Below are 23420 nucleotides of genomic sequence, written 5' to 3'. Positions count from 1 at the left end.
CCGGATTTTCTAGTTTTTAAAAACAATCCAAACACAGGAACAGCTTGCTCATGCAGTTTGACAGTTTCCAGCATTTCGATGTCGCGTGGGCCAAGGAAAGGTGACTACCTTCCTTTTTTCTGTTATTCTAAGGAAGGATTCGATGGCGATTTTGGGCTTTTTGGTATATTTTTTTACACAAAAAAAATAAAATTTACGTCAGACGCTTATCCTGCAACAATTTGCAAAAAGGATGCGTCTGTAATATTGCAGGGAGAGGGGGATCCTTTGTGGTAGAGCAGGGACTCATTCGAGCCGCTCAATCGGGCGATCGCGACGCTCTCATTACCCTTTTAAGAGAGATAGAACAGCATGTGTACCGTACGGCATATTACATTCTGAACAATGAGCAGGACGCTATGGATGCTTCACAGGAAGCTCTTATACGGATTTATTCCAAAATTAACTCTTATGAGGAAAAGGCACAGTTCAAAACCTGGATTCAACGCATTGTAACGAATATATGTATCGACAAATTCAGAAGAACGAAGCCCTCGGTTTCTATTGACGAGCATGACATGATATTCAACGATCCCCAAAATGTAGAGGCTGAGGTGTTGACCTCGTATATGGCACAGGATGTCCGTGAGGCAATACAGCAGCTACCAGAACACCATCGGACGGTGATCGTCTTGAGATATCTGCAGGATTTTTCCTATAACGAAATTGCCGATTCATTGGATTTGCCGCTTAATACGGTCAAGTCATACTTGTATCGAGCAAGACAGCAATTGCAAGGGCTACTTCAGGATTATCAGAAAGGTGGTGTATCAGGATGAAGTGTGAGGAAGAGGTGATGGATTGGATGCAGCGTTATGTGGATCATGAGCTGGACGAAGAAGAGACGTCCCAATTAATGAACCATATTGCGACTTGTCCAGACTGTGCGGAAAAATTTCATATTCTTCAAACACTCTCCCGCGAGCTGGAGGAATTACCTGCGGTTTCCCCGGCGTTCAGCCTGGTGGATTCCATCATGCCTCAGCTTGATGCCATTGACCGCGCACGTGAGGAGCAGGGAAGTGCGCTTCAGGAAATGCAGCCTGTATCTGTTGATCTGGGGCCGGGGCCCAGACAGCGTACCCGTCCTACGCCTTGGTGGAACCGGATGGGAGGGCGTGCGGCGATGGGCGTCGCTGCCGCTGCGATTGTGCTGGGAATTGTGGTATTCAATTTCGAGCCCAAAACAGTGCAGGATGCAGAAGGCATACTTACATCTCAGTCACCTGAAGCGACGAGTCAGCAGAATCCGTCGCAAATTCCGGATACGACGAACGGCAGTGAAGGCCGTGATGCAGCCATTGGAGCGGAGTCGACCAAGCCATCATTAGAGCAGGGACAGGGAACGGATGCATCTCAAGCACCTGTAGCTAAAATACCTGATTCGAGCAAGCAGGGCTTGGAAAGTGTCGATCGTGAAAATAATTCTTCCAGCCCGGATGCAGTGAAACGTGACCATCAGCGTGCCGGGAAGGAAGATTCTACGAACTCTGCACAAGCTGGACCTTCTTCCCGTGTGGAGCGAAAACAGGGGGATCCAGATGCGGGCTCCAAATCGCCTGTGAAGAAATTAACGCAGGATGCTCCCAAGTCCGATGACAAACCGTCCGTGCAGGAAAAATCCAAACAGCCACCAATCGCTACGGATCATCCGAAGGAATCAAGTATGGAAAAAGCCTCTATGGTGGGCGCAGATTCTGCCCAAGGCAATACTAACGATAGCACAGTTGCGAATGATCCACCTTCTTTGCCGAGTCAGGAATTGAAGGCGCAGAATCCAACAGCTTCAGACGGAACGTCGCAAGACACAACCTCCAGAAGCATTACCAAGGGTTCACGGGTTGCAGTGACGGAAAATAACAGTCAGACCGTTTCTAACGATCAGCAATCCTCTGTGCCACAAGACTCGATGCGCAAAGAAGGCTTTGTGTCTAATTCGCTAGTTACTCCAGGCAGTAATAGTACTTCCACCTTTGGCACCCAGTCTGCTTCCGCAGATCAGTTCGACTCGCCAGATGGCAGCTATGCGGTGGTCGTTGAAGGCAAAAAGCTGAAAGTATACAAGCTTTCCGATAATGGTGTGGACCGAACAACATTGGAAGTTCGTACCTTGAAAGGGACCTGGGTCAAAGGAAGCTGGTCGGAGGATAGTCAGACTTTCATATATGAGACAGAACAGGATGGTACGGCAAGTAAATATACGTATACTGTTCCGCGTAGCACTGGAAAATAGTTGTCGTGAGAAGTCACACTTTTTAAAACATCGAATATATTATATAAACCGACGTCTTATCCCCACGGCCGAAAGTTTCTAGAGCTTTCTGCTGCCGTGTTGATATAGATGGTGGTGAAGGGGTCTTGTCTATCGGCAAGGTCCCTTTGTTTGTTTATGTATAATGGACTTGCCTTACGGTCGGATGTCGGGTACGATCAGTGGATGGGAGGAACAGATTATGGATATCAAAACAGCCGTTAAGGCTATTCGCAAGGGCGATATTTCACCTGTGTATCTGCTCTACGGCAGTGAGAAATACCAGATAAAGCAGTTTGTCGAGATGCTCAAGGAGAAAGTAGTAGAAGAGGAGCATCGTGATTTTGCCATTATTCCCTATGATCTGACAGAGACACCCATCGAGGTGGTTGTCGAGGAGGCGGAAACGGCGCCTTTTCTGGTGCCCCAAAAGCTGATTATTGTTCGGGACACGAGCGTATTCGCAGCAGGCAAAGACAACGGCAAGATTGAGCACCGCCTTGAGGCGCTGTTGACTTATATGGACAACCCGACGGACTATAGTGTTATCGTTTTTATGGTTCAGGCCGAAAAGCTGGATGAACGTAAAAAGATTGTCAAAAGACTAAAAAGTGATGCTGCGGTGATCGCTTTTTCCCCGCTCAGCGGAGGCGATCTTGTGGCCTGGATTCATAAGCGTGCAGGGGAAAGAGAGGTGCAATTTGCCGCAGGCGCTGCAGAGACCCTCATTCAATATACAGGCACCGGATTGCAATCGCTGGCTGCCGAAATAGACAAGCTGTGCTTATACGCAGGAGCACAAGGAACGATCTCATCTGCGGAAATCGAATCCCTCGTGCCGCGCAGCACGGAGCAAAACGTATTTGCGATGGTTGAGAATCTGGCTAATTTGCGGCTGGATCAGGCGCTTGGTATTTTTTATGAGCTGCTCAAGCAAAAAGAGGAACCGATTAAGATTGCAGCTTTAATCACGCGGCAATTCCGGATTATTTTGCAGGTCAAAGAACTGGCAGGTCAGAGTTATTCCCAGCAGCAAATTGCGAGTCAGCTTGGTTTGCATCCTTATGGGGTGAAAGTTGCTGGCGAGCAGGCCAGAAGGTTCCGCCCCGAGCAGCTGCGTCAACTTCTCTACGATTTGGGTGAGCTGGACTATCAGATGAAAACGGGCATTGTGGACAAGGTGCTGGGGCTGGAGTTATTTTTGATGAAAATGGGTGCGGGGGCTTCGGTCTAATCCGTCCCATGTGCGAAGTAGTATGAAAAGGAAAACCAAAGCGGCACAGAAGGTGCCGCAAACTAAAAATCCTGAACAGCTAAGGCTGGTCAGGATTTTTTCATTAACGTATAAAGTAGCTCTTGCCTACGCTTGAGCTGTGAGAGCGTTAAGTTTTTTCGCCAAGCGGGATTTCTTGCGAGCAGCTGCATTTTTATGGATCAGACCTTTAGTTACAGCCTTGTCCAGCTTTTTGGCAGCTACTTTGAAAGCTTCAGCAGCAGCTTCAACTTCGTTACCCACCAACGCTGTATCGGCAGCTTTCACTGCAGTGCGAAGCGCGGATTTTTGGGAAGCGTTCAGCGCACGACGTTTGTCGCTTGTTTTAACGCGTTTGATAGCGGATTTAATGTTTGGCATTACATTCACCTCCTGTAAAGGCATTACTTATGAACACAAACGTTTCACAACTTAAAATATTTTAGCACGCTGCATCTCAAAATGCAATAAGAAAACATTCCGCGGCTATGCAAATTGTAGGATAAAAATGGATATGTATAAACCTGTTGGGTGTCTCGCACACTATAGCCAGAGATGGTATATAAGGAGGCTTAAAAGATGGATCTGGATTTGCAGAAGTATGCAGTACGCACGGATTTGGCGCTGGAGGCAAGAGAACTGGCAGCACCAGATCAGTCTGTGCCGCTGGCAGGCATAAGTGAGGATGTGGAGGAAGACAACGGAATTAAAATTACGCGTCTGGATGTACTAAATGAAGAAGGGGCCAATCGAATTGGACGGGTACAAGGGCATTACATCACGCTGGAAGTACCTGGATTACGTGAAGGCGATTCCGGACTTCAGCAACGAGTAGCTGTTGCATTTGCGAAAGAGATGGAGCATTTTATACAAAAGATAGGTGTTTCCAGTACGGCGCGGGTACTTGTGGTCGGTCTGGGGAACTGGAACGTCACTCCCGATTCACTGGGTCCACTTGTTGTTGAAAATTTGATGGTGACGCGTCAATATTTTGAGTTGACGCCGGATCAAGTCAACCCGGGCTATCGCGATGTGAGCGCCATTGCGCCGGGTGTTCTTGGGATTACGGGGATCGAGTCCAGTGAAATCGTTCAAGGTATCGTAGACCGCACAAAACCAGAACTCATTATTGCCATCGATGCGCTGGCCTCCCGTTCATTGGAACGTGTCAATACGACGATTCAGGTCGCGGATATCGGAATCCATCCAGGATCGGGAATTGGCAACAAGCGGCGCGGCATCACCAAGGATATTATGGGGGTTCCGTGTATTGCTATCGGCGTTCCAACCGTATGCTACGCTTCAACGATCGTAAATAATGTAATTGAACTGATGAAAACACATTTTGCCAAAGAAAAAGCTCCGACGAAAACGATACTGGGGATGTTGGACGATATTTCAGAGCCGGAGAGACTTGGTCTGGTGAGAGAGGTACTTCAACCGTTAGGGCATGACCTGATCGTGACTCCTAAAGAGATTGATGAATTTATTGAAGATATTGCGAATATCATTGCAACCGGACTGAACGCTGCTCTGCATGAAGCGGTTGATCTCGGCAATGTCGCCGCGTATACGCATTAATACGAGGTTAGCCAAACTTTCTTTCTATGACACAAGTATCTCTATTTAACAGGTGGCCTGTCTCTTGCAAAAAGGGATGGGATTTACCTGTGGTAGAGATTTTTTGTGTTCTAGCAATTGTTCTCCGTTCATAGATTTGAAGTATAAGAGATTTCCGCAGCAGATAGGAACGATATGTTCCGGTGTTAAAGCGGGCTTCGACGGGACGAAGGAGGACAAGGCTACATGAAAAAAATTCAGACCTGGAACGTCGGAAGATGGAGAAGAAAGAGCATCGAAATTTTGGCAATGGGACATACACTTTTGCTGCTTGTTATGGGCTCGGCGCTTTTATTTGTCGTATTGGGACTGGGGGGGCTGACAGAGAATCGATTGCAAACATCCCCTGTTGCTTCGATGAAAGGATTTGCAGGTTCGGTGTCCAGCGGTTTTTTTGTGGACCTGCTCGGGATGGAGGTGCCGCATTTGGCCCAAAAGAAGCAGCAGTCTTCGTTGTCGGGTGAGCAATGGTCGCCTTTTGTTTTTCAAATGCTTACAGGCATTAATCCACAGGATCCCAAAAGTCTCATTGCCCGTGAGATACCTGGAATGGCTGCGGGCACGCCTGTCTTGCTGCGCAAGGGCTCCGGGAACAACAAGGTAGAGGCTCCTGCAGATTATCAGCCTGATCAGGGAACAACGGATGTTCCCGATGGCTCAGATGCTGCTACGAATCCGCCGAATCATGGCTCGGCAACGCCGGATCTGCCAACAACACCGGAAACCGATCCTGCAAAAGAGGATCGTTCGAACGATACAGTCAAAGGTGAAGAACGTATATTAATCTATCATTCCCATCCGAGAGAAGCGTATAACCCGCTGCTCAGCAAGACCAGCTCCAATCCCAACTCCAAATCAAAATCAGCCAATGTTTCAAGGGTAGGAGAGTTTGTGAAAAAGAGATTGGAGAAGCAAGGGATATCCACGCTCCATGTAAACAAGGATTATGCTTCCATCGTTCAAAATTACAATTGGAACTATTCCTATAAATATTCACGTGAAACCGTCAAGGAGGCTTTGGCCAGCAATAAAGGCTTGACTTATCTGATTGATATTCACAGAGATTCGCAACGTCATAGTAAAACGACAGCCACTATTCATGGACTTTCTTATGCCAAGGTATATTTTATTATCGGTCACGACAACAAAAACTGGCGCAAAAATGAAGCATTCGCTGCCCGTATTCATGAAAAGCTGGAAAAATCGTATCCTGGTGTATCACGCGGAATATGGGGGAAAGATGGCGGTAAAGGCAATAACGGAGAGTACAATCAAAGTCTGTCTCCCCATAGTATTTTGATTGAAATCGGCGGCATTGATAACACCGAGGAAGAGCTGAGACGCACTTCGGATGTTTTGGCAGATATGATTGGCGAAGTATATTGGGAGGATCAAAAAGCGCAAAAAACGGGCACGGATGCATCCAATATGAGTGAGAGCAGCGGTGACGAAAAAATCGCACGCTAGGCAGCGGAAGGAGGAAAACGCATGTCCGGACATTTTCGCAAAAAAGCGCTCGGATTTGTACTTCTAATAGGAGCAGGCATGTTACTGGGGATGCAACTGGCGGGCTCTGGCCTGCGCTCGGTCTATGGCCCGGAATGGGACGGGGACCCGGTTCAATCGGTTAATCAACAGAATGTCGAAAACGGGCAGATGGTTATTGAGGATACCCCTGCTGCGAATGCCCAGGCGTATGACCACACGTATAACCACACGTATAACACCAGCAGAAATATCGAAATGAAGCCACAAACGCGCATAAATGAAGCGGATGCCAGTGAACGAAATGAGAATCGGAATGCACGCGGAGAACGCGAATGGGATACGACGGCCATCGCACAGGATGCTAATACCCGGCAGAGACTGGAAACGCCTCGTGAGCTGTTAGGTGTCAAGGCGCAGCCAGCCTCGGTGGATACAATGGCAGACAAAACGGCTGGGCTGCTGCAAAGTTTGTCAAGGAAGGGCATTCGCTGGGTCGTGTCTGTTTTTGATGGGGTAACCGAATAGAAATATTGCTGACCCCTCCTACAACTGCTATAATAAGCTGATTGACACTAGGCATTGTGTGGGGGTAAGGCATAGGCATGACTGACATTTTGGCAAGACAACGTAAAATTCGGAACTTTAGTATCATTGCACATATAGACCATGGTAAATCCACGCTGGCTGACCGGATTCTGGAATACACCGGCGCACTTACTTCTCGTGAAATGCAGGAGCAAGTGCTTGACCAGATGGAGCTGGAGCGGGAGCGCGGCATTACGATCAAGCTCCAGGCAGTACGACTCACTTATAAGGCCGATGACGGCGAAGAGTATATTTTGAATTTGATTGATACACCGGGACACGTCGATTTTACGTATGAGGTATCCCGTAGTTTGGCAGCCTGCGAAGGCGCATTGCTGGTAGTAGACGCAGCGCAGGGGATCGAGGCGCAGACATTGGCCAACGTTTATTTGGCGCTCGACAACAATCTGGAAATATTGCCGGTGCTTAACAAAATTGATCTGCCGAGTGCTGACCCTGAACGGGTAAAGCAGGAGATTGAGGATGTGATTGGCCTGGATACCAGTGAAACGGTACATGCTTCTGCCAAGGCTGGAATCGGTATCAAGGAAATTTTGGAACAGGTGGTCAGAAGTGTGCCTGCTCCGCAAGGTAATCCGGATCATCCGCTCAAGGCGCTTATTTTTGATTCGCATTATGATCCATATAAAGGCGTTATCGTATATGTGCGTGTAGTAGATGGCAGTATCCGTGCAGGTTCGAAGATCAAGATGATGGCGACTGACAAAACGTTTGAGGTCATTGAGGTTGGAGCCTTTATGCCCCGCATGACGATCGTGAACGAACTGAATGTCGGTGATGTTGGTTTTATCGTTGCCGGAATCAAGCATGTAGGCGATACCCGTGTCGGGGATACGGTTACAGATGCAAAAAATCCGGCATCAGAGCCGATGCCAGGCTATCGGAAAATCAATCCGATGGTATATTGCGGTCTGTATCCGATTGAGACATCGGAGTATAACGATCTGCGTGAAGCGCTGGAAAAGCTTCAACTGAATGATGCTTCGCTAAGCTTTGAACCCGAAACATCAAGTGCGCTGGGCTTTGGTTTCCGCTGCGGTTTCCTTGGACTTCTTCATATGGATGTCATTCAGGAACGTATCGAGCGTGAATTCAATATTCCGCTGATTACAACAGCACCAAGTGTTATTTACCGCGTGCAATTGACCAACGGCGAAACGCTTGAAATTGATAATCCATCCAACTACCCGGAAGTAGGACGGATTGAGCATGTACAAGAGCCGTATGTAAAGGCAGGTATCATCGTGCCTAATGATTACGTAGGTACAGTCATGGAGCTTTGCCAGACCAAGCGCGGTGAGTACGTGAACATGGAGTACCTGGATACAACACGGGTAACGATTACGTACCAAATTCCGTTGTCTGAAATCGTGTATGATTTCTTCGATCAGCTTAAATCCAGCACCAAAGGCTACGCTTCCTTTGATTATGAGATTTCAGGCTATCGCCAGTCCAATCTGGTGAAAATGGATATTCTCCTGAATGGCGAGCAGGTCGATGCGCTGTCATTCATCGTGCATCGGGATCGGGCATATCACCGCGGACGTATCATTTGTGAGAAGCTGCGCGAGCTCATTCCACGTCAAATGTTCGAGGTGCCGATTCAGGCATCTGTCGGAACAAAGGTTGTTGCGCGTGAAACCGTTAAGGCGATGCGTAAAAACGTCCTGGCCAAATGTTATGGCGGCGACATTTCCCGTAAACGGAAGCTGCTTGAGAAGCAAAAAGAGGGCAAGAAACGCATGAAGCAGGTTGGTAATGTAGAAGTGCCGCAGGAAGCATTTATGGCGGTGCTTAAAATAGATGAGTAAAGCTGCTTGGAACAAAGCAGCACCGTATTGATTCGGTACATCACGGAATGTGTGTATGAATGAAATGCGGGTATAGTTATTCTGTAACACCTTGGAGGAAACCGCTTTTGTGTCGCCCCCAAGGATTACGGTCCGCTTGTTCACAGGCGGTATTCGTCCATTCTTTCATGTGGCCATTGCCGTGCATGGGGAATGGACGTTCTTTATTTAACGGTGGGCAGCAGCGGAGTAGGTGGATTCGTTCTGAAGAAGCGTTAGCGTTCGCATTTGCCCCGAGATTTTAACCTTTTAAGGAATTTATAATGAAAAAATCCGGGGGCAACAGCGATCGGAAGAATGATTCATCCACGAGCGGTCTCCCCCTGATCAGACCATTTTTTCGTCACACACTCTGAATTGACAAGGAGGATCGGTATGACCGCATCCATACACAAACATGAACATTCACCCGCGCCTCAAGCGGTTTACCTGCATATCCCTTTTTGCACGAATAAATGCTTTTACTGTGATTTCAACTCTTATGTGCTCAAGGATCAGCCTGTTATGGAATATCTGTATGCACTGGAACGGGAGATGGAACATACGGTCAAGCTTCACCCTCCAGGACAAATTAAAACCATTTTTGTCGGGGGTGGTACGCCAACAACGCTGAATCCGAAAGAAATGGAATATTTCCTGAAAAGCATCCGTACCTACTTCCCCAACTGGTCAGAGGATATTGAATTTTCCATGGAAGCCAACCCGGGTACAACGGATTATGAAAAACTCTCCGTGATGAAAGAGGGTGGTGTCAATCGGCTCAGCTTTGGAGTACAGGCTTTTCAAAATGAGCTGCTAACAGGCATTGGCCGTATTCATAATACAGATGACGTCTATCGTAGCATAGAAAATGCACGTAAGGCCGGATTGGATAATCTGTCGATTGACCTGATGTTCGGATTGCCGAACCAAACCGTGGATATGCTGAATGAGAGCGTCAGTAGAGCGCTGGAGTTGGGGCTGCCTCATTACTCCATCTATAGCTTAAAGGTTGAAGAAAATACGCTTTTCCATACGCTATACCAGAAAAATCAGCTTCCGCTTCCACATGAGGACGATGAACTTGAAATGTACTTGCTGCTTATGCGCCGCATGAAAGAAGCGGGATATGAGCAATACGAGATCAGCAATTTTGCAAAACCTGGTATGGGGAGCAAGCACAATATGACCTATTGGCGCAATGAGGACTATTACGGCCTCGGAGCAGGGGCGCATGGATATGTGACCAGAGAGCGTCATATGAACATTAAGGGCATCACTCCATACGTAGAGGCGACTCGTAATGGTTTGCCGCGTCTGGACAGCTGTGAAGTACCGGCAGCGGAGGCCATGGAGGATTTTCTTATGGTAGGCTTGAGAATGCTGGAGGGTGTCTCCAAGTCTCGCTTTGAAGCTCAATTTGGTCACCCGCTGGAAGATATGTTTACAGTCCCTCTCGGCAAAATGCTGAATGCGGGGTTAATCGAAGCGACTCAGGACGGTTATCGTTTGAGTGAACGCGGCATTTTATTCGGAAATGATGTATTTGCAGAGTTCATCGGCTCCATAACGGTAAATTCATAGGTCCATAAGTTCATAAAGGTAAGCTTCAATACAGCACGTTTCAACTTCACAAGCGGGAACATTCCATTGATAACACCATTCTGCCACAGCAAGGTAAATGACGTATTGCAATTCTATGCGCTATGTTGTATATTTATTCAAAATATGCGACAAGCGGCAGGAGGAGAGCAAGATGGCTTCGGTGTGTAAAGATGTATTGTGCAGAAGTGCGGTTCCTGAAGATGTGGAGCCTTTATATCAAATGATTAGCGGCTATGCGGAGCGAGGGATTATGCTGCCACGTTCAAGGGAAGTGCTTACGCGCCAACTGGAGCTGTTTATTGTCGCAGAAGTGGGCGGTGAAGTCGTCGGTTGTGGTTCTTTATGCAAATTGGGCGCTGATTTGGTAGAGATTCGTTCCCTTGGTATCTCTGAGGGATATAAAGGAATGGGCATTGGCTCCAAGCTCGTAGAGGGCCTTATTATAGAAGCACGGCGACAGCGTATCCCTAAAATTATGGCTTTGACCTATGAGGTTTCCTTTTTTATAAAAAATGGTTTTGATGTCGTAAACAAAGGGATTTTCCCTGAAAAGGTATGGACCGATTGCATTCACTGTAGCAAACAGAATAACTGTGATGAAATCGCAGTGCTGAAAATACTGAACTAACCTGTAAGCAATGAGGTTAGTTCTTTTTTTCGTTAGAACGTAATGATGTGCTGTGTTTATATAGCTTACATTGTCTATTCATGCTCATTTGTTTAACGTTTTGAGCAACCACCAAATGAATTGATGATGAGGATCCAGTTCAGGAGGAATTCCATCCAAACTCTTTATGGGACTGTCTTTATGAAAATCAGTGTCATTATAAAAGTATAAAGAGCCGTCTAATGGAACTTGGTGTTTGTATTTATACAAGGCTGCTACATATCTTTCGGATTCGCCGTTTCCATTTGCGGTAAACGTGTATCCCTCCCAGTCGACCATGGTTAAATCATCGTAATGATTTATAGCTGAAACACTATAGCTTATTTGTCTGGGAATGCTTGGACTGAATTCCTGCGGGTAGAAGTAGATGGTGTTCCATATGCTTAAAAGTATAGAAGGCAACAAAATCAAGGTATAACACAGGGGCCTTAATTTACGAATTAAATAGATGACTGAAATGATGAGGACAGCGTTCAGAATGAAAACAAGTGGCAAAACAAGGATTCTGCCTAGCCCTGTGTATGGAAACAGCGTAATCAAGATGTGAAACATAAAGAGTGTAGGTAAAATTGCGATCAGGGCGTATATCAGATTACGGCGATTAGATCTCAAATCCAATTCCTCCTCAAAGCACAGTGAAATTTATTGTAGTATAGAGACAAGTTCTACTTTTTCGAAACCTCTATAAAATAAAACGGCTCTGACACCAATAATGTGAAGACCTCCTCTGAAAAAGTGTGAACAGGCTGTATTCATTGCTGTAATCCAAACAGTTGCAATAAATCTCGTTTATTGAAAATACTGAACCGACTTGACAATGATCAGGTCCGTTTGGTATTTTTGTATTATCGGTTAGCACTCAACGCGAACGAGTGCTAATGATTCCGGTTTACAATCAGGCGATTATGGATAACAACAAGGGGGGATTCGCTTGTTAACCGAACGTCAGAGACTCATTTTGAATGCCATTATTGATGACTACATTCGTTCGGCTGAGCCAGTGGGTTCCCGCAGCATATCCAAAAGGCAGGATGTCGGATTCAGCCCCGCCACGATTCGCAATGAAATGTCGGATTTGGAGGAACAAGGCTATCTGGAGCAGCCCCACACTTCTGCAGGACGCATCCCGTCTCATAAAGGCTATCGCTATTATGTGGACCATCTGGTGCCGCTCAATACGCTGAAGCCTGTGGAAATGCGGGAACTAAGAGCCTTTTACGCCAAGAAGCTAAATGTAATGGAGCAAGTGATCCAGCATGCGTCAAGCATTTTATCCCATATGACGAATTATACTTCCATCCTGCTTGGGCCGGAGGTTTTTCATACTTCATTGCGTCATTTTCAGCTGTTGCCGCTCAACGAAACGACGGCTGTGGCGATTATTGTGACCAATACTGGTCAGGTGGAAAACAAGATGGTGGATATTCCGCCGGGAGTTTCCATATCCGAGATGGAGAAGGTTGTGAATTTGCTGAACAGCAAGCTGGTCGGCGTACCGATTTATCAGCTTAAATCACGTCTTTACACCGCACTTGGACAGGAAATGGAGAAGCATGTTTCTCATTATGAAGACGCTATGAACATATTGGATAAAGTACTGGATAATGATTCGGATCAGCGCTTATATTTGAGCGGTGCAACGAACATGCTCAATCAGCCTGAATTTAAAGATGTAGAAAAGGTTAAACATATTCTTGATCTGCTGGAGGAAACTCCAACGCTGCTTAAGCTGATGACACCTGTTCCCGGAGCGCCTGAGATGCAAGTGCGCATTGGCACGGAAAATGATCATGAGGCGTTTGCTAATTGCAGTCTGATCACGGCTACGTATGCGATAGATGGGGAAGCATTGGGTACCATAGGGATACTGGGGCCTACACGGATGGAATATGCGAGAGTTATTAACATTTTGGATATCCTGTCTAAGGATTTGACCGCAATGCTTACGCAGCGGTTTAAATAGAACAAGTACGCGCAGTTTGCAGTTCTGCATGCTCCGCGCCGGGATACGGCCTGTATTCTGCGCGGATGCGTTGCTGCGTGTTTTTGTAAGGGTAGTTATGACTTGAAGGAGGTGAAACATTTTGAAGGAAGAACAAGCGTTCCAAGAAGAGACACAACAAAATGTAAGCACAGAGGAAGCTGCTGAGACGATCCAGGAGCAGGAAGAGCCGGTGAATGAAACGGCAGCACCGGAAGCCCAGGAAGAAGACACTGAGGTAGCGAAGCTTCGTGCGGAGGCTGAGGAGCATCAACAGCGGCTTTTGCGCGCGCAGGCGGATTTTGATAATTTCCGTCGCCGCACGTTAAAAGAGAAAGAAGAACTTGCTAAATATGCGTCCATGAAGCTGGTCACCGAGCTGGTACCTGTTCTCGATAACTTCGAGCGTGCGCTGTCAACAGCACAGCAGGGAGCAGAATCCGAGTCATTCGCCAAAGGCGTAGAGATGATCTTCCGCCAGTTTGAGAGCGTGCTTCAAGCTGAGGGAGTAACGGCCATGAATGCGGTAGGTCAACCGTTTAACCCCGAATTCCATCAGGCCATTATGCAGGTGGAAAGCGAAGAGCATGAGGAAGGCATCGTCGTTGAAGAGGTGCAAAAAGGGTACATGCTGAAGGACAAGGTACTTCGTCCGGCTATGGTAAAAGTAAGCATGTAGCTTTTTCGATATACATTGAACAAACACATAAAATGGAATTCAACCACTATGGCCTGAGGGCCTCGTATATGCAGAAGGAGGAATTGTCCGATGAGCAAAGTAATCGGTATTGACTTAGGTACAACCAACTCTTGTGTGGCTGTTATGGAAGGCGGCGAAGCTGTCGTCATTCCAAATCCGGAAGGCGCGCGCACAACCCCTTCCGTTGTTGGCTTCAAAAAAGATGGAGAACGTATTGTAGGGGAAACGGCTAAACGCCAAGCGATCACGAACCCGGATCGTACCATCATCTCCATCAAGCGCCACATGGGCACAAACCATAAAGAAAGCATCGATGGCAAGGAGTTTTCCCCACAGGAAATCTCCGCTATGATTTTGCAAAAGCTGAAATCCGATGCGGAAGCTTACCTGGGACAACCGGTAACTCAAGCAGTTATTACGGTTCCGGCATACTTCAATGACAGCCAACGTCAAGCAACCAAGGATGCAGGTAAAATCGCAGGTCTGGAAGTTCTGCGTATTGTCAACGAGCCAACAGCGGCTGCATTGGCATATGGTATGGAAAAGTCCGAAGACCAAACGATCCTCGTGTATGACTTGGGTGGCGGTACATTCGACGTATCCATTCTGGAACTGGGCGATGGTTTCTTCGAAGTTAAAGCAACCAGCGGTGATAACAAGCTGGGCGGTGATGACTTTGACCAAGTGATCATTGACCATCTCGTAAATGAGTTCAAAAAAGATCAAGGTATTGATCTGAGCAAAGATAAAGCTGCCGTACAACGTCTGAAAGACGCAGCGGAAAAAGCGAAAAAAGAGCTGTCCGGTGTCCTGACAACGACAATTTCCCTGCCGTTCATTACTGTTGTTGATGGCGTTCCACAGCACTTGGAGTTGAACCTGACTCGTGCGAAATTTGAAGAACTGTCTGAGGGTCTGGTAGAACGTACTTTGGGACCTACTCGTCAGGCGATGAAGGATGCAGGTATGAGTGCCAGCGATATCGACAAAATCGTTCTGGTCGGCGGTTCCACACGTATTCCGGCAGTACAGGAAGCAATCAAAAAACTGACGGGCAAAGAGCCTCATAAAGGCGTAAATCCTGATGAAGTGGTAGCTCTGGGTGCGGCAGTTCAAGCGGGCGTATTGACAGGTGATGTGAAAGACGTCGTCCTTCTCGACGTAACTCCATTGTCCCTGGGTATTGAAACCGCAGGTGGCGTATTCACTAAAATGATTGAGCGCAACACAACAATCCCTACAAGCAAATCGCAGGTATTCTCGACGTATGCCGACAATCAGCCTAGCGTAGAAATTCACGTACTGCAAGGTGAGCGTGAAATGGCAGCAGGCAACAAAACGCTGGGTCGTTTCCAACTCGGAGATATCCCTCCAGCTCCGCGTGGCGTACCGCAAATCGAAGTTACCTTCGATCTGGATGCCAACGGTATCGTGAATGTATCTGCTACGGATAAAGGAACAGGCAAGAGCCAAAAGATTACGATCACATCTTCCAGCGGCTTGAGTGACGAGGAAGTTGAACGTATGATGAAGGATGCCGAGCTGCATGCGGAAGAAGATAAAAAACGCAAAGAACTGGTAGAAGCGAAAAACGCTGCAGACCAACTGGTCTATTCCGTAGACAAAACGATTAAAGATCTGGGCGAAAAAGCAGATGCAGGTGAAGTCGAAAAAGCAAATGCGGCTAAAGAAAAGCTGCAAAAAGCACTGGAAACTGACAACCTGGAAGACATCAAAAAGGCTACCGAAGAGCTGACTGAAATTGTTCAGCAATTGTCTGTAAAACTGTACGAGCAAGCTGCTCAAGCGGCACAGGCTCAAGAAGCTCAAAATGGTGCAGCAGACAGCAAAGGTCGCGACAATGTAGTTGACGCAGACTATGAAGTCGTTAATGAAGACGAGGAAAAAGACTAAGCAGTGGCATTGCGGTACATCGGTGCGTTATAATACACTGAAGCGTATTTAGCAGCGCAGCTGCCTTGATAAATAACGATTAGCCTAAGAGTGAACGTTATTCTCAGGATAAATAAGCATATTGCGGGTTGTACTGCCTTGAAATGATGGGAAGGTCAGAGCCGGGTCATCCCGTGCCTTTGGCTTTCCTTTTATATGTAGTACAGACGTTGTAGGCATGGGGGTGGAACATTGGCTGATAAGCGTGATTATTATGAGGTGCTGGGCGTCTCGAAGGGCGCTTCGGATGAAGAAGTTAAAAAGGCTTACCGCAAGCTTGCGCGTCAGTATCATCCAGACGTGAACAAGGCTGCGGACGCGGAAAGTAAATTCAAAGAAGTAAAAGAGGCTTATGACGTTCTCAGCGATGGTCAGAAGCGGGCAAGATACGACCAATACGGTCATGTAGACCCGAACCAGGGCATGGGAGGCGGCTTCGGCGGAGCCGACTTCGGTGGCGGATTTGGCGATATTTTTGATATGTTTTTTGGAGGTGGCGGCAACGGCCGGCGCGACCCGAATGCGCCGCAGCGTGGGAACGACCTTCAATACACAATGACGATTGAGTTCAAGGAAGCCGTGTTCGGGAAGGAAACCGACATTCATATTGGACGTACGGAAACATGTGATACGTGTCACGGTACGGGAGCCAAAGCGGGCACCAAGCCACAGACCTGCTCGGTCTGCCATGGCAGCGGACAGGAAGAAGTGGTGCAGAATACACCGTTTGGCCGTATGGTGAATCGTCGCGCTTGTTCTAATTGCGGCGGCTCCGGAAAGATTATCAAAGAAAAATGTACAACGTGCAGCGGCTCTGGCCGTATCCGCAAGCAGCGTAAAATTCATATCCGTATTCCGGCGGGTGTGGACGATGGCTCTCAAATGCGCATCAACGGTGAGGGCGAAGGCGGTATCAACGGAGGGCCAGCAGGTGACCTGTACGTCGTGTTCCGTGTGAAGTCGCATGACTTCTTCGAGCGTGAAGGAGACGATATCTACTGTGAAATTCCGCTGACATTCTCGCAGGCGGCATTGGGCGATGAAGTTGAAATTCCGACGCTGACTGAGAAAGTGAAGCTGAAGGTTCCAGCGGGTACACAGACGGGGACTTATTTCCGTCTTAAAGGCAAAGGTGTACCTAAGCTGCGCGGCGTAGGCCAGGGTGACCAGCATATTAAAGTAGTCGTGGTGACCCCTAGCAAGCTGAGCGAGGAGCAAAAGGATCTCCTGCGCCAATTCTCTGCGCTTAGTGGAGAGCAGACGCACGAGAATGAGCAATCCTTTTTTGACCGTATGAAGCGCGCCTTCCGAGGCGACTGATCCGGGATTAGAATGGCGGAGCTTCAATCAGGAATCCGAGGGGACTATTCCGCAATGGCGGAGTAGTTCCATTTTTTATTCCGGATCAGAATTGAGTATTAAAACGAAATGAAGTTGTAGCTATACGGATTTACGTAAACACATACATATCCATTTTTGCATAATCGCATTTGAACTATGGTGCTTAATCTCAAGCAGAAAGGGGCGAGTTCCATCGAAATTCCACAACTAAGGCTACGCCGGGGCCGGGGGAAACCGCAAATCAAACTGAGAAGACTGATTACGCTCCTGGTTTGTCTCGTGATGGCCCTTGTGTTGCTGCCAGTAACCCTGTTATTTGCGGACAGAGTTGAGCACGAAACCGAGGCGGGGCTGGAACAGAAGGCCATGTCCATTGCACGTACGCTTGCCCATATGCCACTTATTGTTGAGCAACTGAAACAACCCGGCTCGTCTACCATCTTGCAGGAGTATGTGCAGAAAGTTTCAACTGCTAATCATGTTCAGTTTATCGTCGTTATGGACATGAAAGGCATTCGTAAAACGCACCCGGATGCCAGGATGATCGGCAAAGCCTTTGTTGGCGGGGATGAATATATTGCACTTCATGGTCATGAGAGTGTGTCTGTTGCCAAGGGAACCCTGGGCTTGTCCATGCGTGCCTTTTCTCCCGTATTCAGCTCGACGGACAAGCAGTTGGGAGCTATTGTCGTTGGTATATCCATGCAAGATGTATTGAGAGCCCAGGAGGGTAATTACCGGCTTATTGTGATCGCTATCGCCATCGGAATGTTAATCGGTACTGGAGGGGCAGTTATACTGGCTCGCAAAATCAAAAATATGCTGGCCGGCCTGGAGCCGCCGGAAATCGCACGCTTGCTGGAGGAACGCAGTGCCATGCTGCAGTCCATAAAGGAAGGAGTCATTGCGGTGGATGAATCCGGTCGTGTCATGCTCATGAATGCAGAAGCGATTCGCTTGTTAAGACAAGCGGGAATCGAGGATTTTTCGTTCCCTGGACAGGAAATTACCGCATATTTATCCGCTTTCCGATTGCAAGAAGTTCTCAAGGCAAGCACGCCACACATGGATGAAGAAATGGAGCTGGGGGGAATAACCCTGCTCACGACCAGTGTTCCGATCCGGGTAAAAGGGGAAATCGTAGGAGCGATTGTTACCTTTCGGGATAAAACGGAAATGAAGCAGCTTGCCGAGCGTTTGACCGGAGTGTCTTTGTATACGGAAGCACTGCGAGCACAAGCTCATGAATTTATGAACAAGCTGCATGTTATTATGGGGATGGTACATCTGCGGATGTACGAGAAACTGGAGCATTACATTATGGGTGCCGTCGAGCACCATCAGGTGGAGATTGGCTCGATTACCCGGCAGATCAGAGACCCTGTAATGGCGGGCTTTGTGTTGGGAAAATTAAGCCGGGCCAGAGAGGTCGGGGTGAATTTTGAACTGACTGCGGGCAGTTACTTGCCTGAATCGAGTCAGACCCAGACCATACATGAATTGATTACGATTCTTGGCAATTTGTTTGATAATGCAGTGGAGGCGATGGAGTCTCTGCAGAACAAGCGAATTACTCTTTCGCTTTATTATGAGGAGCATGAAAAGAGCGGAAGTTTGACCTGCATCATGCGTGACAATGGCACGGGTATACCGGAAGAGATTGCAAGGACGGTATTTGAAAAAGGATTTTCCACCAAGGGAGAGTCACGGGGAATGGGGCTTTATCTGGTGGCGGAAAGCGTGAAAAGATTACAGGGGAGTGTAGAACTGATACCAGCCGAGCAGGGGTGCTGTTTTCAGATTACGATTCCATATATGATAACGAGGAATGATGAACATGATTAATGTCCTAATTGTGGAAGATGATCCGATGGTTGCGGAATTTAACCGTAAATATATGGAGCAGGTAGAGGGTTTTCAATGTATAGGCTGGGCTTCTTCTGTGGAAGAGGCCAAAAAGCTTTTGACGGAACGAGCCGTTGATCTGATTTTACTGGATGTGTATATGCAGGAAAGCAATGGCCTTGATTTACTGTCATTCATACGAGAGACAGGAGTAAATGTGGATGTCATTGTCATTTCGGCTGCAAGCGATATGAACAGTGTCAAAAAAGCGATGAATTTCGGCGCGGTCGATTATGTGATTAAGCCGTTCCACTTTAATCGCTTTCTGGAGGCCCTTACAGGTTACCGGGAGCACATCAGTATCGTACGTGAACACAGCTTGCTGTCACAGGAAGAGCTGGATCGTCTCCTGTATCATAAAAGCCAGACCAAGGATTACGCCCGCTTGCCCAAAGGGGTAACCAAGTCAACGCTGGCCATGATCTGGAATTGTATTCGGCAGCATGAAGCGATGCTGTTCTCCACTGAGGATATTGCAGAGCTGGCAGGAATATCCAGAGTGTCTATGCGCAAATACCTGACTTTTTTGACGGAGATCGAAGTGCTTGCCATGGAAACCATTTATGGTACGATCGGACGACCTGTTTACCAATATCGTATTTTGCCGCAGGCAGAAGAAATTATGGCGGTTATGATTTAGGCTCTTTTTGATTACTTTAGTTACAAAAGTACATTATTAATTTTAAAACCAAATAAAGCGTTTTCCAAGGTGTAGAATGAAACTATGATCATCGTTCTTAACACAAGGAGGGAGCTTTATGGAAAACACAACAAACCAGACTGTCATTCAAAAGGAACAAAAATGGCATAAAAATCCTGTAGAAGCAATCAAGATGCTAGGCAAGATAAAACTCGGGGTGATTCCACTTCCGCTTTACGTCGTGATCGCGCTGGTTATATATTTAGCTGCGGTTACACAAAAACTTCCGAACGATATGCTGGGCGGATTCGCCGTCATCATGATTTTGGGCATATTGTTCAGTGAGCTGGGGCTCAAACTTCCGTTGCTCAAGCATATTGGTGGCCCGGCCATTTTGTCGCTCATGGTTCCATCGTTGATGGTATTTTGGAATATGTTCAGTCCGTCCGCGATGGATGCGGTACACACGCTCATGAAGACCTCGAATTTCCTGTATTTCTACATCGCTTGTTTGGTAACCGGCAGTATTCTTGGTATGGATCGTAAAATGTTGATTAACGGGATCGTGAAAATCTTTGCCCCTATCATCATTGGCTCTATTGCAGCCGTGGCCGTTGGTATGGTCGTAGGAATGGCTTTTGGATACAGTGCCTATCATACGTTCTTTTATATCATCATTCCCATTATCTCCGGCGGGATTGGGGAAGGAATTTTGCCGTTGTCCATTTCGTATGGATTGGTCTTGGGCAAAGATTCAGCGATATTCGTATCCCAGTTTATCCCGGCTGCCATCATCGGGAACATCGTTGCAATTATAGGTGCGGGTGTTCTTAAGAGATTAGCAGAGAAGAAACCGGGTACTTCTGGTAACGGGAAGTTGCTGAAACTCGACGAAGAGAAGAAGTTAGCTCCTACAAGTTTGGATCAACCTATTTCTTTTCCACTGATGGGTGGTGGGTTGCTATTAGCCTGTACCTTCTTTATCGTAGGCAAGCTGCTGGAGCCGTATCTTCATATTCCAGGCCCGATTCTGATGATTTTGGCAGCGGCGATCGTCAAATGTGTTCAAGTCATGCCGAATCAACTGGAAACAGGAGCTTTTCATCTGTACAAATTCATTACGGCAAGCCTGACGTGGCCATTGATGGTAGGACTGGGGATTTTATATGTGCCTCTGGATAGTGTGGTTGGGATTTTGACGATTCCTTATGCGATTACCTGTGCATCTGTCGTGGTTGCACTCATTGTTACCGGGTATTTTACCGGAAAATGGATTAACATGTACCCGGTAGAAGCTGCAATAGTAACCAGTTGTCGTGGCGGATTGGGAGGTACGGGGGATGTAGCCATCTTGTCTGCATCGAATCGGATGGAACTGATGCCTTTCGCGCAAATTGCAACCCGCATCGGCGGGGCAGCCACGGTCATTTTAGCAACTTTGTTACTCAAATTATGGAGCTGACGAGATTTATCTCTAAGCATAGAAGTCATAGCCTAGAAATACAGACCTGAAAGGATGGAGAGAAATATGAGTAGTTTATTGGATGAAATCAGAGAATTGCATGCAGGTGGTAAAATGGAGACCTTACCGAAAAAGCCGATCGAATCGATGGAAGGGTTATCCAAAGTTTATACGCCTGGTGTTGCTGAAATTTGTATGGAAATTGCGAACGACCCGGCCAAAGCGTACCAGCTCACAATCAAGAAAAATACAGTAGCCGTCGTATCGGACGGAACCGCGGTGCTCGGATTAGGGGATATCGGACCGGAGGCGGCGATGCCTGTGATGGAAGGGAAGGCGGTGCTGTTCAAACAATTTGCAGGCGTGGATGCATTTCCAATCTGTCTCAATACCAAGGACCCTGATGAAATTGTTCAAATCGTAAAAATGATCGCTCCTGCCTTTGGCGGCATTAATCTTGAGGATATCTCCTCGCCGCGCTGTTTTGAGATTGAGCGACGATTGAAAGAGGAACTGGACATTCCGATATTCCATGATGATCAGCACGGTACAGCAGTCGTCGTATTGGCCGGCTTGGTCAATGCATTGAAGGTATGCGGCAAAAAGATGGAGGATGTCAAAGTTGTATTTGCGGGTATCGGTGCGGCTGGCATGGCTTGCTCTCGTATGCTGCTCAAGGCGGGTGTGCGCAATCTGATTGGTGTTGATCGGCAAGGAGCCATTCATCGTGGAGTGGAATACAGCAACCCGCATTGGACAGAGTATGCCAATATGACCAATCCTCATAATCTGAGAGGCAGTTTATCCGAAGTGATCGTGGGAGCTGATGTATTCATCGGTGTGTCAGGCCCGGATTTGTTGACCGTGGAGGATATTCAAAGCATGGCCGCTGATCCGATCGTGTTTGCCATGGCGAATCCGAAGCCTGAGATTGATCCGGCTTTAGCCGCGCCGTTTGTACGGGTTTTGGCTACGGGCCGCTCCGATTTCCCAAATCAGATTAACAATGTGCTGTGTTTCCCGGGAATTTTCCGGGGTGCGCTGGATTGTCATGCCACGACGATTAATGAAGAAATGAAACTGGCTGCCGGCCTTGCCATCGCTGATGCGATCAGCTCTGAAGAGCTGACTGAAACATATATCATACCTAATGTGTTTAATCCACAAGTAGTGCAAAAGGTTCGGGAGGCTGTCATTCGCGCTGCATGGGAAACGGGAGTAGCCAGAGCAGGAGAGAAACCGGCAGGTATCTTTCATCCTGAAAAGCCGTAATTTTCACAATCTGCATTCCTAACGTTACGCCTACTACATTCGGTCTATCTGCCCGCTCGGCCTTGTGGGGAATATAAATTCGTGCCAATGAGCACGATATAGCAAAGCGCGCACTGTATCATTTTTGAACAGAAGCTTGCGCTCAATATCACACAGGGAGTTTTTGGGGATGAGTGAAAAAAATATTTTGGCGTATTTCAAAAGCCCCGAGGAAGCACAGGAGGCGGCTAAAAAACTGGAAGCTCTCCGGGTGGCGGATGTGTCGATAGACCGTTTTAGCCGGTATCCGCAACAGTCTACAGGCAATGCTGGATTACCTGTACTTTCAGGGAAGATTACCAGTTTGTCCTCACTAACGCAGGGAGTGGATTTTACCGATGCTAGTCCGGCGATACTGGCTGCGGCTGATCCGTCTGCCAGCGGAATGAGCGATGGGGGACAGGGAGGACCGACGGGCCGCGATATTTTGTTGACTGCTGTGGTTGACGAATCCATTCACCATCAGGCGATGTCTATTGTGGAGCAAGCGGGTGGAATGCTGTGAAAAGCTTGGAAGGAGCTGTGACAGATGCCGACAAACAAACGGTTCGATAAAGTGCTGACCAAAACCGAGAAAATCAAACGCGTGCAAGCTGCCAAAAACGAGGATGTCGAGTTTTCGGCGGAGCAGGCAGACGCTCAGGATCTGGAAGCGATCCGGCGGAGTGAAGCAGCCGATCGCCGTCAGCAGCGCATCATAACCGACAGCGACTAAAACCTAAAAACGAGCTATCCTCATCATTGAAGCAAAATGATAGGATGGCTCGTTT

General features: G+C 47.6%; 21 protein-coding genes. 19 read left to right on the top strand and 2 right to left on the bottom strand.

Annotated elements, in window-relative coordinates; translation table 11 throughout:
• The first annotated feature begins 269 nt into the window (after positions 1–269).
• The 3 genes from JO375_RS11740 (at position 270) to holA (ending at position 3524) form a co-directional block, all read left to right on the top strand.
• The gene (locus JO375_RS11740; protein WP_229524642.1) at positions 270–818 is read left to right on the top strand and encodes an RNA polymerase sigma factor; all 549 of its coding nucleotides are present in this window, start codon (positions 270–272) and stop codon (positions 816–818) included.
• Complete coding sequence (locus tag JO375_RS11735) at positions 815–2272, top strand: anti-sigma factor family protein (protein WP_229524641.1); 1458 nt, start codon at positions 815–817, stop codon at positions 2270–2272. The genes JO375_RS11740 and JO375_RS11735 overlap by 4 nt, the downstream gene beginning before the upstream one ends.
• Before the next feature lie 220 nt (positions 2273–2492).
• Positions 2493–3524 carry a DNA polymerase III subunit delta gene (gene holA, locus JO375_RS11730; protein WP_229524640.1) on the top strand — a complete coding sequence of 344 codons (1032 nt, stop codon included), beginning with the start codon at positions 2493–2495 and terminating at the stop codon, positions 3522–3524.
• Between the two features lie 126 nt (positions 3525–3650).
• On the opposite strand, the gene rpsT is transcribed toward holA, so the two are convergent.
• Positions 3651–3923, bottom strand: coding sequence for a 30S ribosomal protein S20 (gene rpsT, locus JO375_RS11725; RefSeq protein ID WP_229524639.1), 273 nt, complete (start codon positions 3921–3923; stop codon positions 3651–3653).
• Between the two features lie 198 nt (positions 3924–4121).
• Between rpsT and gpr the strand changes: the two genes are divergently transcribed.
• The 6 genes from gpr to JO375_RS11695 all read left to right on the top strand — a co-directional run bounded on the left by gpr (position 4122) and on the right by JO375_RS11695 (position 11318).
• Complete coding sequence (gpr, locus tag JO375_RS11720; RefSeq protein ID WP_229524638.1) at positions 4122–5123, top strand: GPR endopeptidase; 1002 nt, start codon at positions 4122–4124, stop codon at positions 5121–5123.
• Positions 5124–5348: 225 nt separating this feature from the next.
• Positions 5349–6629 carry a stage II sporulation protein P gene (spoIIP, locus tag JO375_RS11715; protein ID WP_229524637.1) on the top strand — a complete coding sequence of 427 codons (1281 nt, stop codon included), beginning with the start codon at positions 5349–5351 and terminating at the stop codon, positions 6627–6629.
• A 21-nt stretch (positions 6630–6650) separates the two neighbouring features.
• A complete protein-coding gene (locus JO375_RS11710; RefSeq protein WP_229524636.1) occupies positions 6651–7175 on the top strand; it encodes a hypothetical protein in 525 nt (174 codons plus the stop codon).
• 77 nt (positions 7176–7252) lie between these two features.
• A complete protein-coding gene (gene lepA, locus JO375_RS11705; protein ID WP_229524635.1) occupies positions 7253–9067 on the top strand; it encodes a translation elongation factor 4 in 1815 nt (604 codons plus the stop codon).
• Between the two features lie 414 nt (positions 9068–9481).
• Positions 9482–10669 carry a radical SAM family heme chaperone HemW gene (gene hemW / locus JO375_RS11700; protein ID WP_229524634.1) on the top strand — a complete coding sequence of 396 codons (1188 nt, stop codon included), beginning with the start codon at positions 9482–9484 and terminating at the stop codon, positions 10667–10669.
• A gap of 172 nt (positions 10670–10841) precedes the next feature.
• On the top strand, positions 10842–11318 hold the full coding sequence (locus JO375_RS11695) for an N-acetyltransferase (RefSeq protein ID WP_229524633.1): 477 nt from the start codon (positions 10842–10844) through the stop codon (positions 11316–11318).
• Between the two features lie 84 nt (positions 11319–11402).
• Here the strand turns inward: JO375_RS11695 and JO375_RS11690 are convergent, their stop codons facing one another.
• The gene (locus JO375_RS11690) at positions 11403–11969 is read right to left on the bottom strand and encodes a hypothetical protein (RefSeq protein ID WP_229524632.1); all 567 of its coding nucleotides are present in this window, start codon (positions 11967–11969) and stop codon (positions 11403–11405) included.
• 319 nt (positions 11970–12288) lie between these two features.
• Here JO375_RS11690 and hrcA point away from each other — a divergent pair, with 319 nt between their 5' ends.
• The 10 genes from hrcA (at position 12289) to JO375_RS11640 (ending at position 23365) form a co-directional block, all read left to right on the top strand.
• Positions 12289–13320 (top strand): heat-inducible transcriptional repressor HrcA, encoded by a 1032-nt coding sequence (gene hrcA / locus JO375_RS11685; RefSeq protein WP_229524631.1) that lies wholly within the window; start codon positions 12289–12291, stop codon positions 13318–13320.
• Between the two features lie 121 nt (positions 13321–13441).
• Positions 13442–14017: a nucleotide exchange factor GrpE gene (gene grpE, locus JO375_RS11680; RefSeq protein WP_229524630.1), complete on the top strand. Its 576-nt coding sequence runs from the start codon at positions 13442–13444 to the stop codon at positions 14015–14017.
• Positions 14018–14107: 90 nt separating this feature from the next.
• Positions 14108–15952: a molecular chaperone DnaK gene (gene dnaK, locus JO375_RS11675; protein WP_229524629.1), complete on the top strand. Its 1845-nt coding sequence runs from the start codon at positions 14108–14110 to the stop codon at positions 15950–15952.
• Between the two features lie 231 nt (positions 15953–16183).
• A complete protein-coding gene (dnaJ, locus tag JO375_RS11670) occupies positions 16184–17311 on the top strand; it encodes a molecular chaperone DnaJ (RefSeq protein WP_229524628.1) in 1128 nt (375 codons plus the stop codon).
• Positions 17312–17488: 177 nt separating this feature from the next.
• Positions 17489–19177: a DcuS/MalK family sensor histidine kinase gene (gene dcuS / locus JO375_RS11665; RefSeq protein ID WP_267497688.1), complete on the top strand. Its 1689-nt coding sequence runs from the start codon at positions 17489–17491 to the stop codon at positions 19175–19177.
• Positions 19170–19877, top strand: coding sequence for a two-component system response regulator DcuR (gene dcuR, locus JO375_RS11660; RefSeq protein WP_229524626.1), 708 nt, complete (start codon positions 19170–19172; stop codon positions 19875–19877). Before dcuS ends, dcuR begins: the two co-directional genes overlap by 8 nt.
• A gap of 118 nt (positions 19878–19995) precedes the next feature.
• Positions 19996–21339 carry a 2-hydroxycarboxylate transporter family protein gene (locus JO375_RS11655; protein ID WP_229524625.1) on the top strand — a complete coding sequence of 448 codons (1344 nt, stop codon included), beginning with the start codon at positions 19996–19998 and terminating at the stop codon, positions 21337–21339.
• 66 nt (positions 21340–21405) lie between these two features.
• Positions 21406–22611: an NAD(P)-dependent malic enzyme gene (locus tag JO375_RS11650; protein WP_229524624.1), complete on the top strand. Its 1206-nt coding sequence runs from the start codon at positions 21406–21408 to the stop codon at positions 22609–22611.
• 169 nt (positions 22612–22780) lie between these two features.
• Positions 22781–23155: a hypothetical protein gene (locus tag JO375_RS11645; RefSeq protein ID WP_229524623.1), complete on the top strand. Its 375-nt coding sequence runs from the start codon at positions 22781–22783 to the stop codon at positions 23153–23155.
• A gap of 24 nt (positions 23156–23179) precedes the next feature.
• Complete coding sequence (locus JO375_RS11640; protein ID WP_229524622.1) at positions 23180–23365, top strand: YfhD family protein; 186 nt, start codon at positions 23180–23182, stop codon at positions 23363–23365.
• The last annotated feature ends 55 nt before the right edge of the window (positions 23366–23420 follow it).

Source organism: Paenibacillus farraposensis, from assembly GCF_020736845.1.
Classification (GTDB): Bacteria; Bacillota; Bacilli; order Paenibacillales; family Paenibacillaceae; genus Paenibacillus; species Paenibacillus farraposensis.
The sequence above is the reverse complement of the archived record's forward strand: the minus strand, read 5'-3'. Positions and strand labels throughout refer to the sequence as shown.

Excerpts from the sequence above, each read along its gene's own strand:
- JO375_RS11735 (WP_229524641.1), top strand. The coding sequence starts at position 815 with ATGAAGTGTGAGGAAGAGGTGATGGATTGGATGCAGCGTTATGTGGAT.
- holA (WP_229524640.1), top strand. The coding sequence starts at position 2,493 with ATGGATATCAAAACAGCCGTTAAGGCTATTCGCAAGGGCGATATTTCA.
- rpsT (WP_229524639.1), bottom strand. The coding sequence starts at position 3,923 with ATGCCAAACATTAAATCCGCTATCAAACGCGTTAAAACAAGCGACAAA.
- gpr (WP_229524638.1), top strand. The coding sequence starts at position 4,122 with ATGGATCTGGATTTGCAGAAGTATGCAGTACGCACGGATTTGGCGCTG.
- spoIIP (WP_229524637.1), top strand. The coding sequence starts at position 5,349 with ATGAAAAAAATTCAGACCTGGAACGTCGGAAGATGGAGAAGAAAGAGC.
- JO375_RS11710 (WP_229524636.1), top strand. The coding sequence starts at position 6,651 with ATGTCCGGACATTTTCGCAAAAAAGCGCTCGGATTTGTACTTCTAATA.
- lepA (WP_229524635.1), top strand. The coding sequence starts at position 7,253 with ATGACTGACATTTTGGCAAGACAACGTAAAATTCGGAACTTTAGTATC.
- hemW (WP_229524634.1), top strand. The coding sequence starts at position 9,482 with ATGACCGCATCCATACACAAACATGAACATTCACCCGCGCCTCAAGCG.
- JO375_RS11695 (WP_229524633.1), top strand. The coding sequence starts at position 10,842 with ATGGCTTCGGTGTGTAAAGATGTATTGTGCAGAAGTGCGGTTCCTGAA.
- dnaK (WP_229524629.1), top strand. The coding sequence starts at position 14,108 with ATGAGCAAAGTAATCGGTATTGACTTAGGTACAACCAACTCTTGTGTG.
- dcuS (WP_267497688.1), top strand. The coding sequence starts at position 17,489 with ATGGTGCTTAATCTCAAGCAGAAAGGGGCGAGTTCCATCGAAATTCCA.
- dcuR (WP_229524626.1), top strand. The coding sequence starts at position 19,170 with ATGATTAATGTCCTAATTGTGGAAGATGATCCGATGGTTGCGGAATTT.
- JO375_RS11655 (WP_229524625.1), top strand. The coding sequence starts at position 19,996 with ATGGAAAACACAACAAACCAGACTGTCATTCAAAAGGAACAAAAATGG.
- JO375_RS11650 (WP_229524624.1), top strand. The coding sequence starts at position 21,406 with ATGAGTAGTTTATTGGATGAAATCAGAGAATTGCATGCAGGTGGTAAA.
- JO375_RS11645 (WP_229524623.1), top strand. The coding sequence starts at position 22,781 with ATGAGTGAAAAAAATATTTTGGCGTATTTCAAAAGCCCCGAGGAAGCA.
- JO375_RS11640 (WP_229524622.1), top strand. The coding sequence starts at position 23,180 with ATGCCGACAAACAAACGGTTCGATAAAGTGCTGACCAAAACCGAGAAA.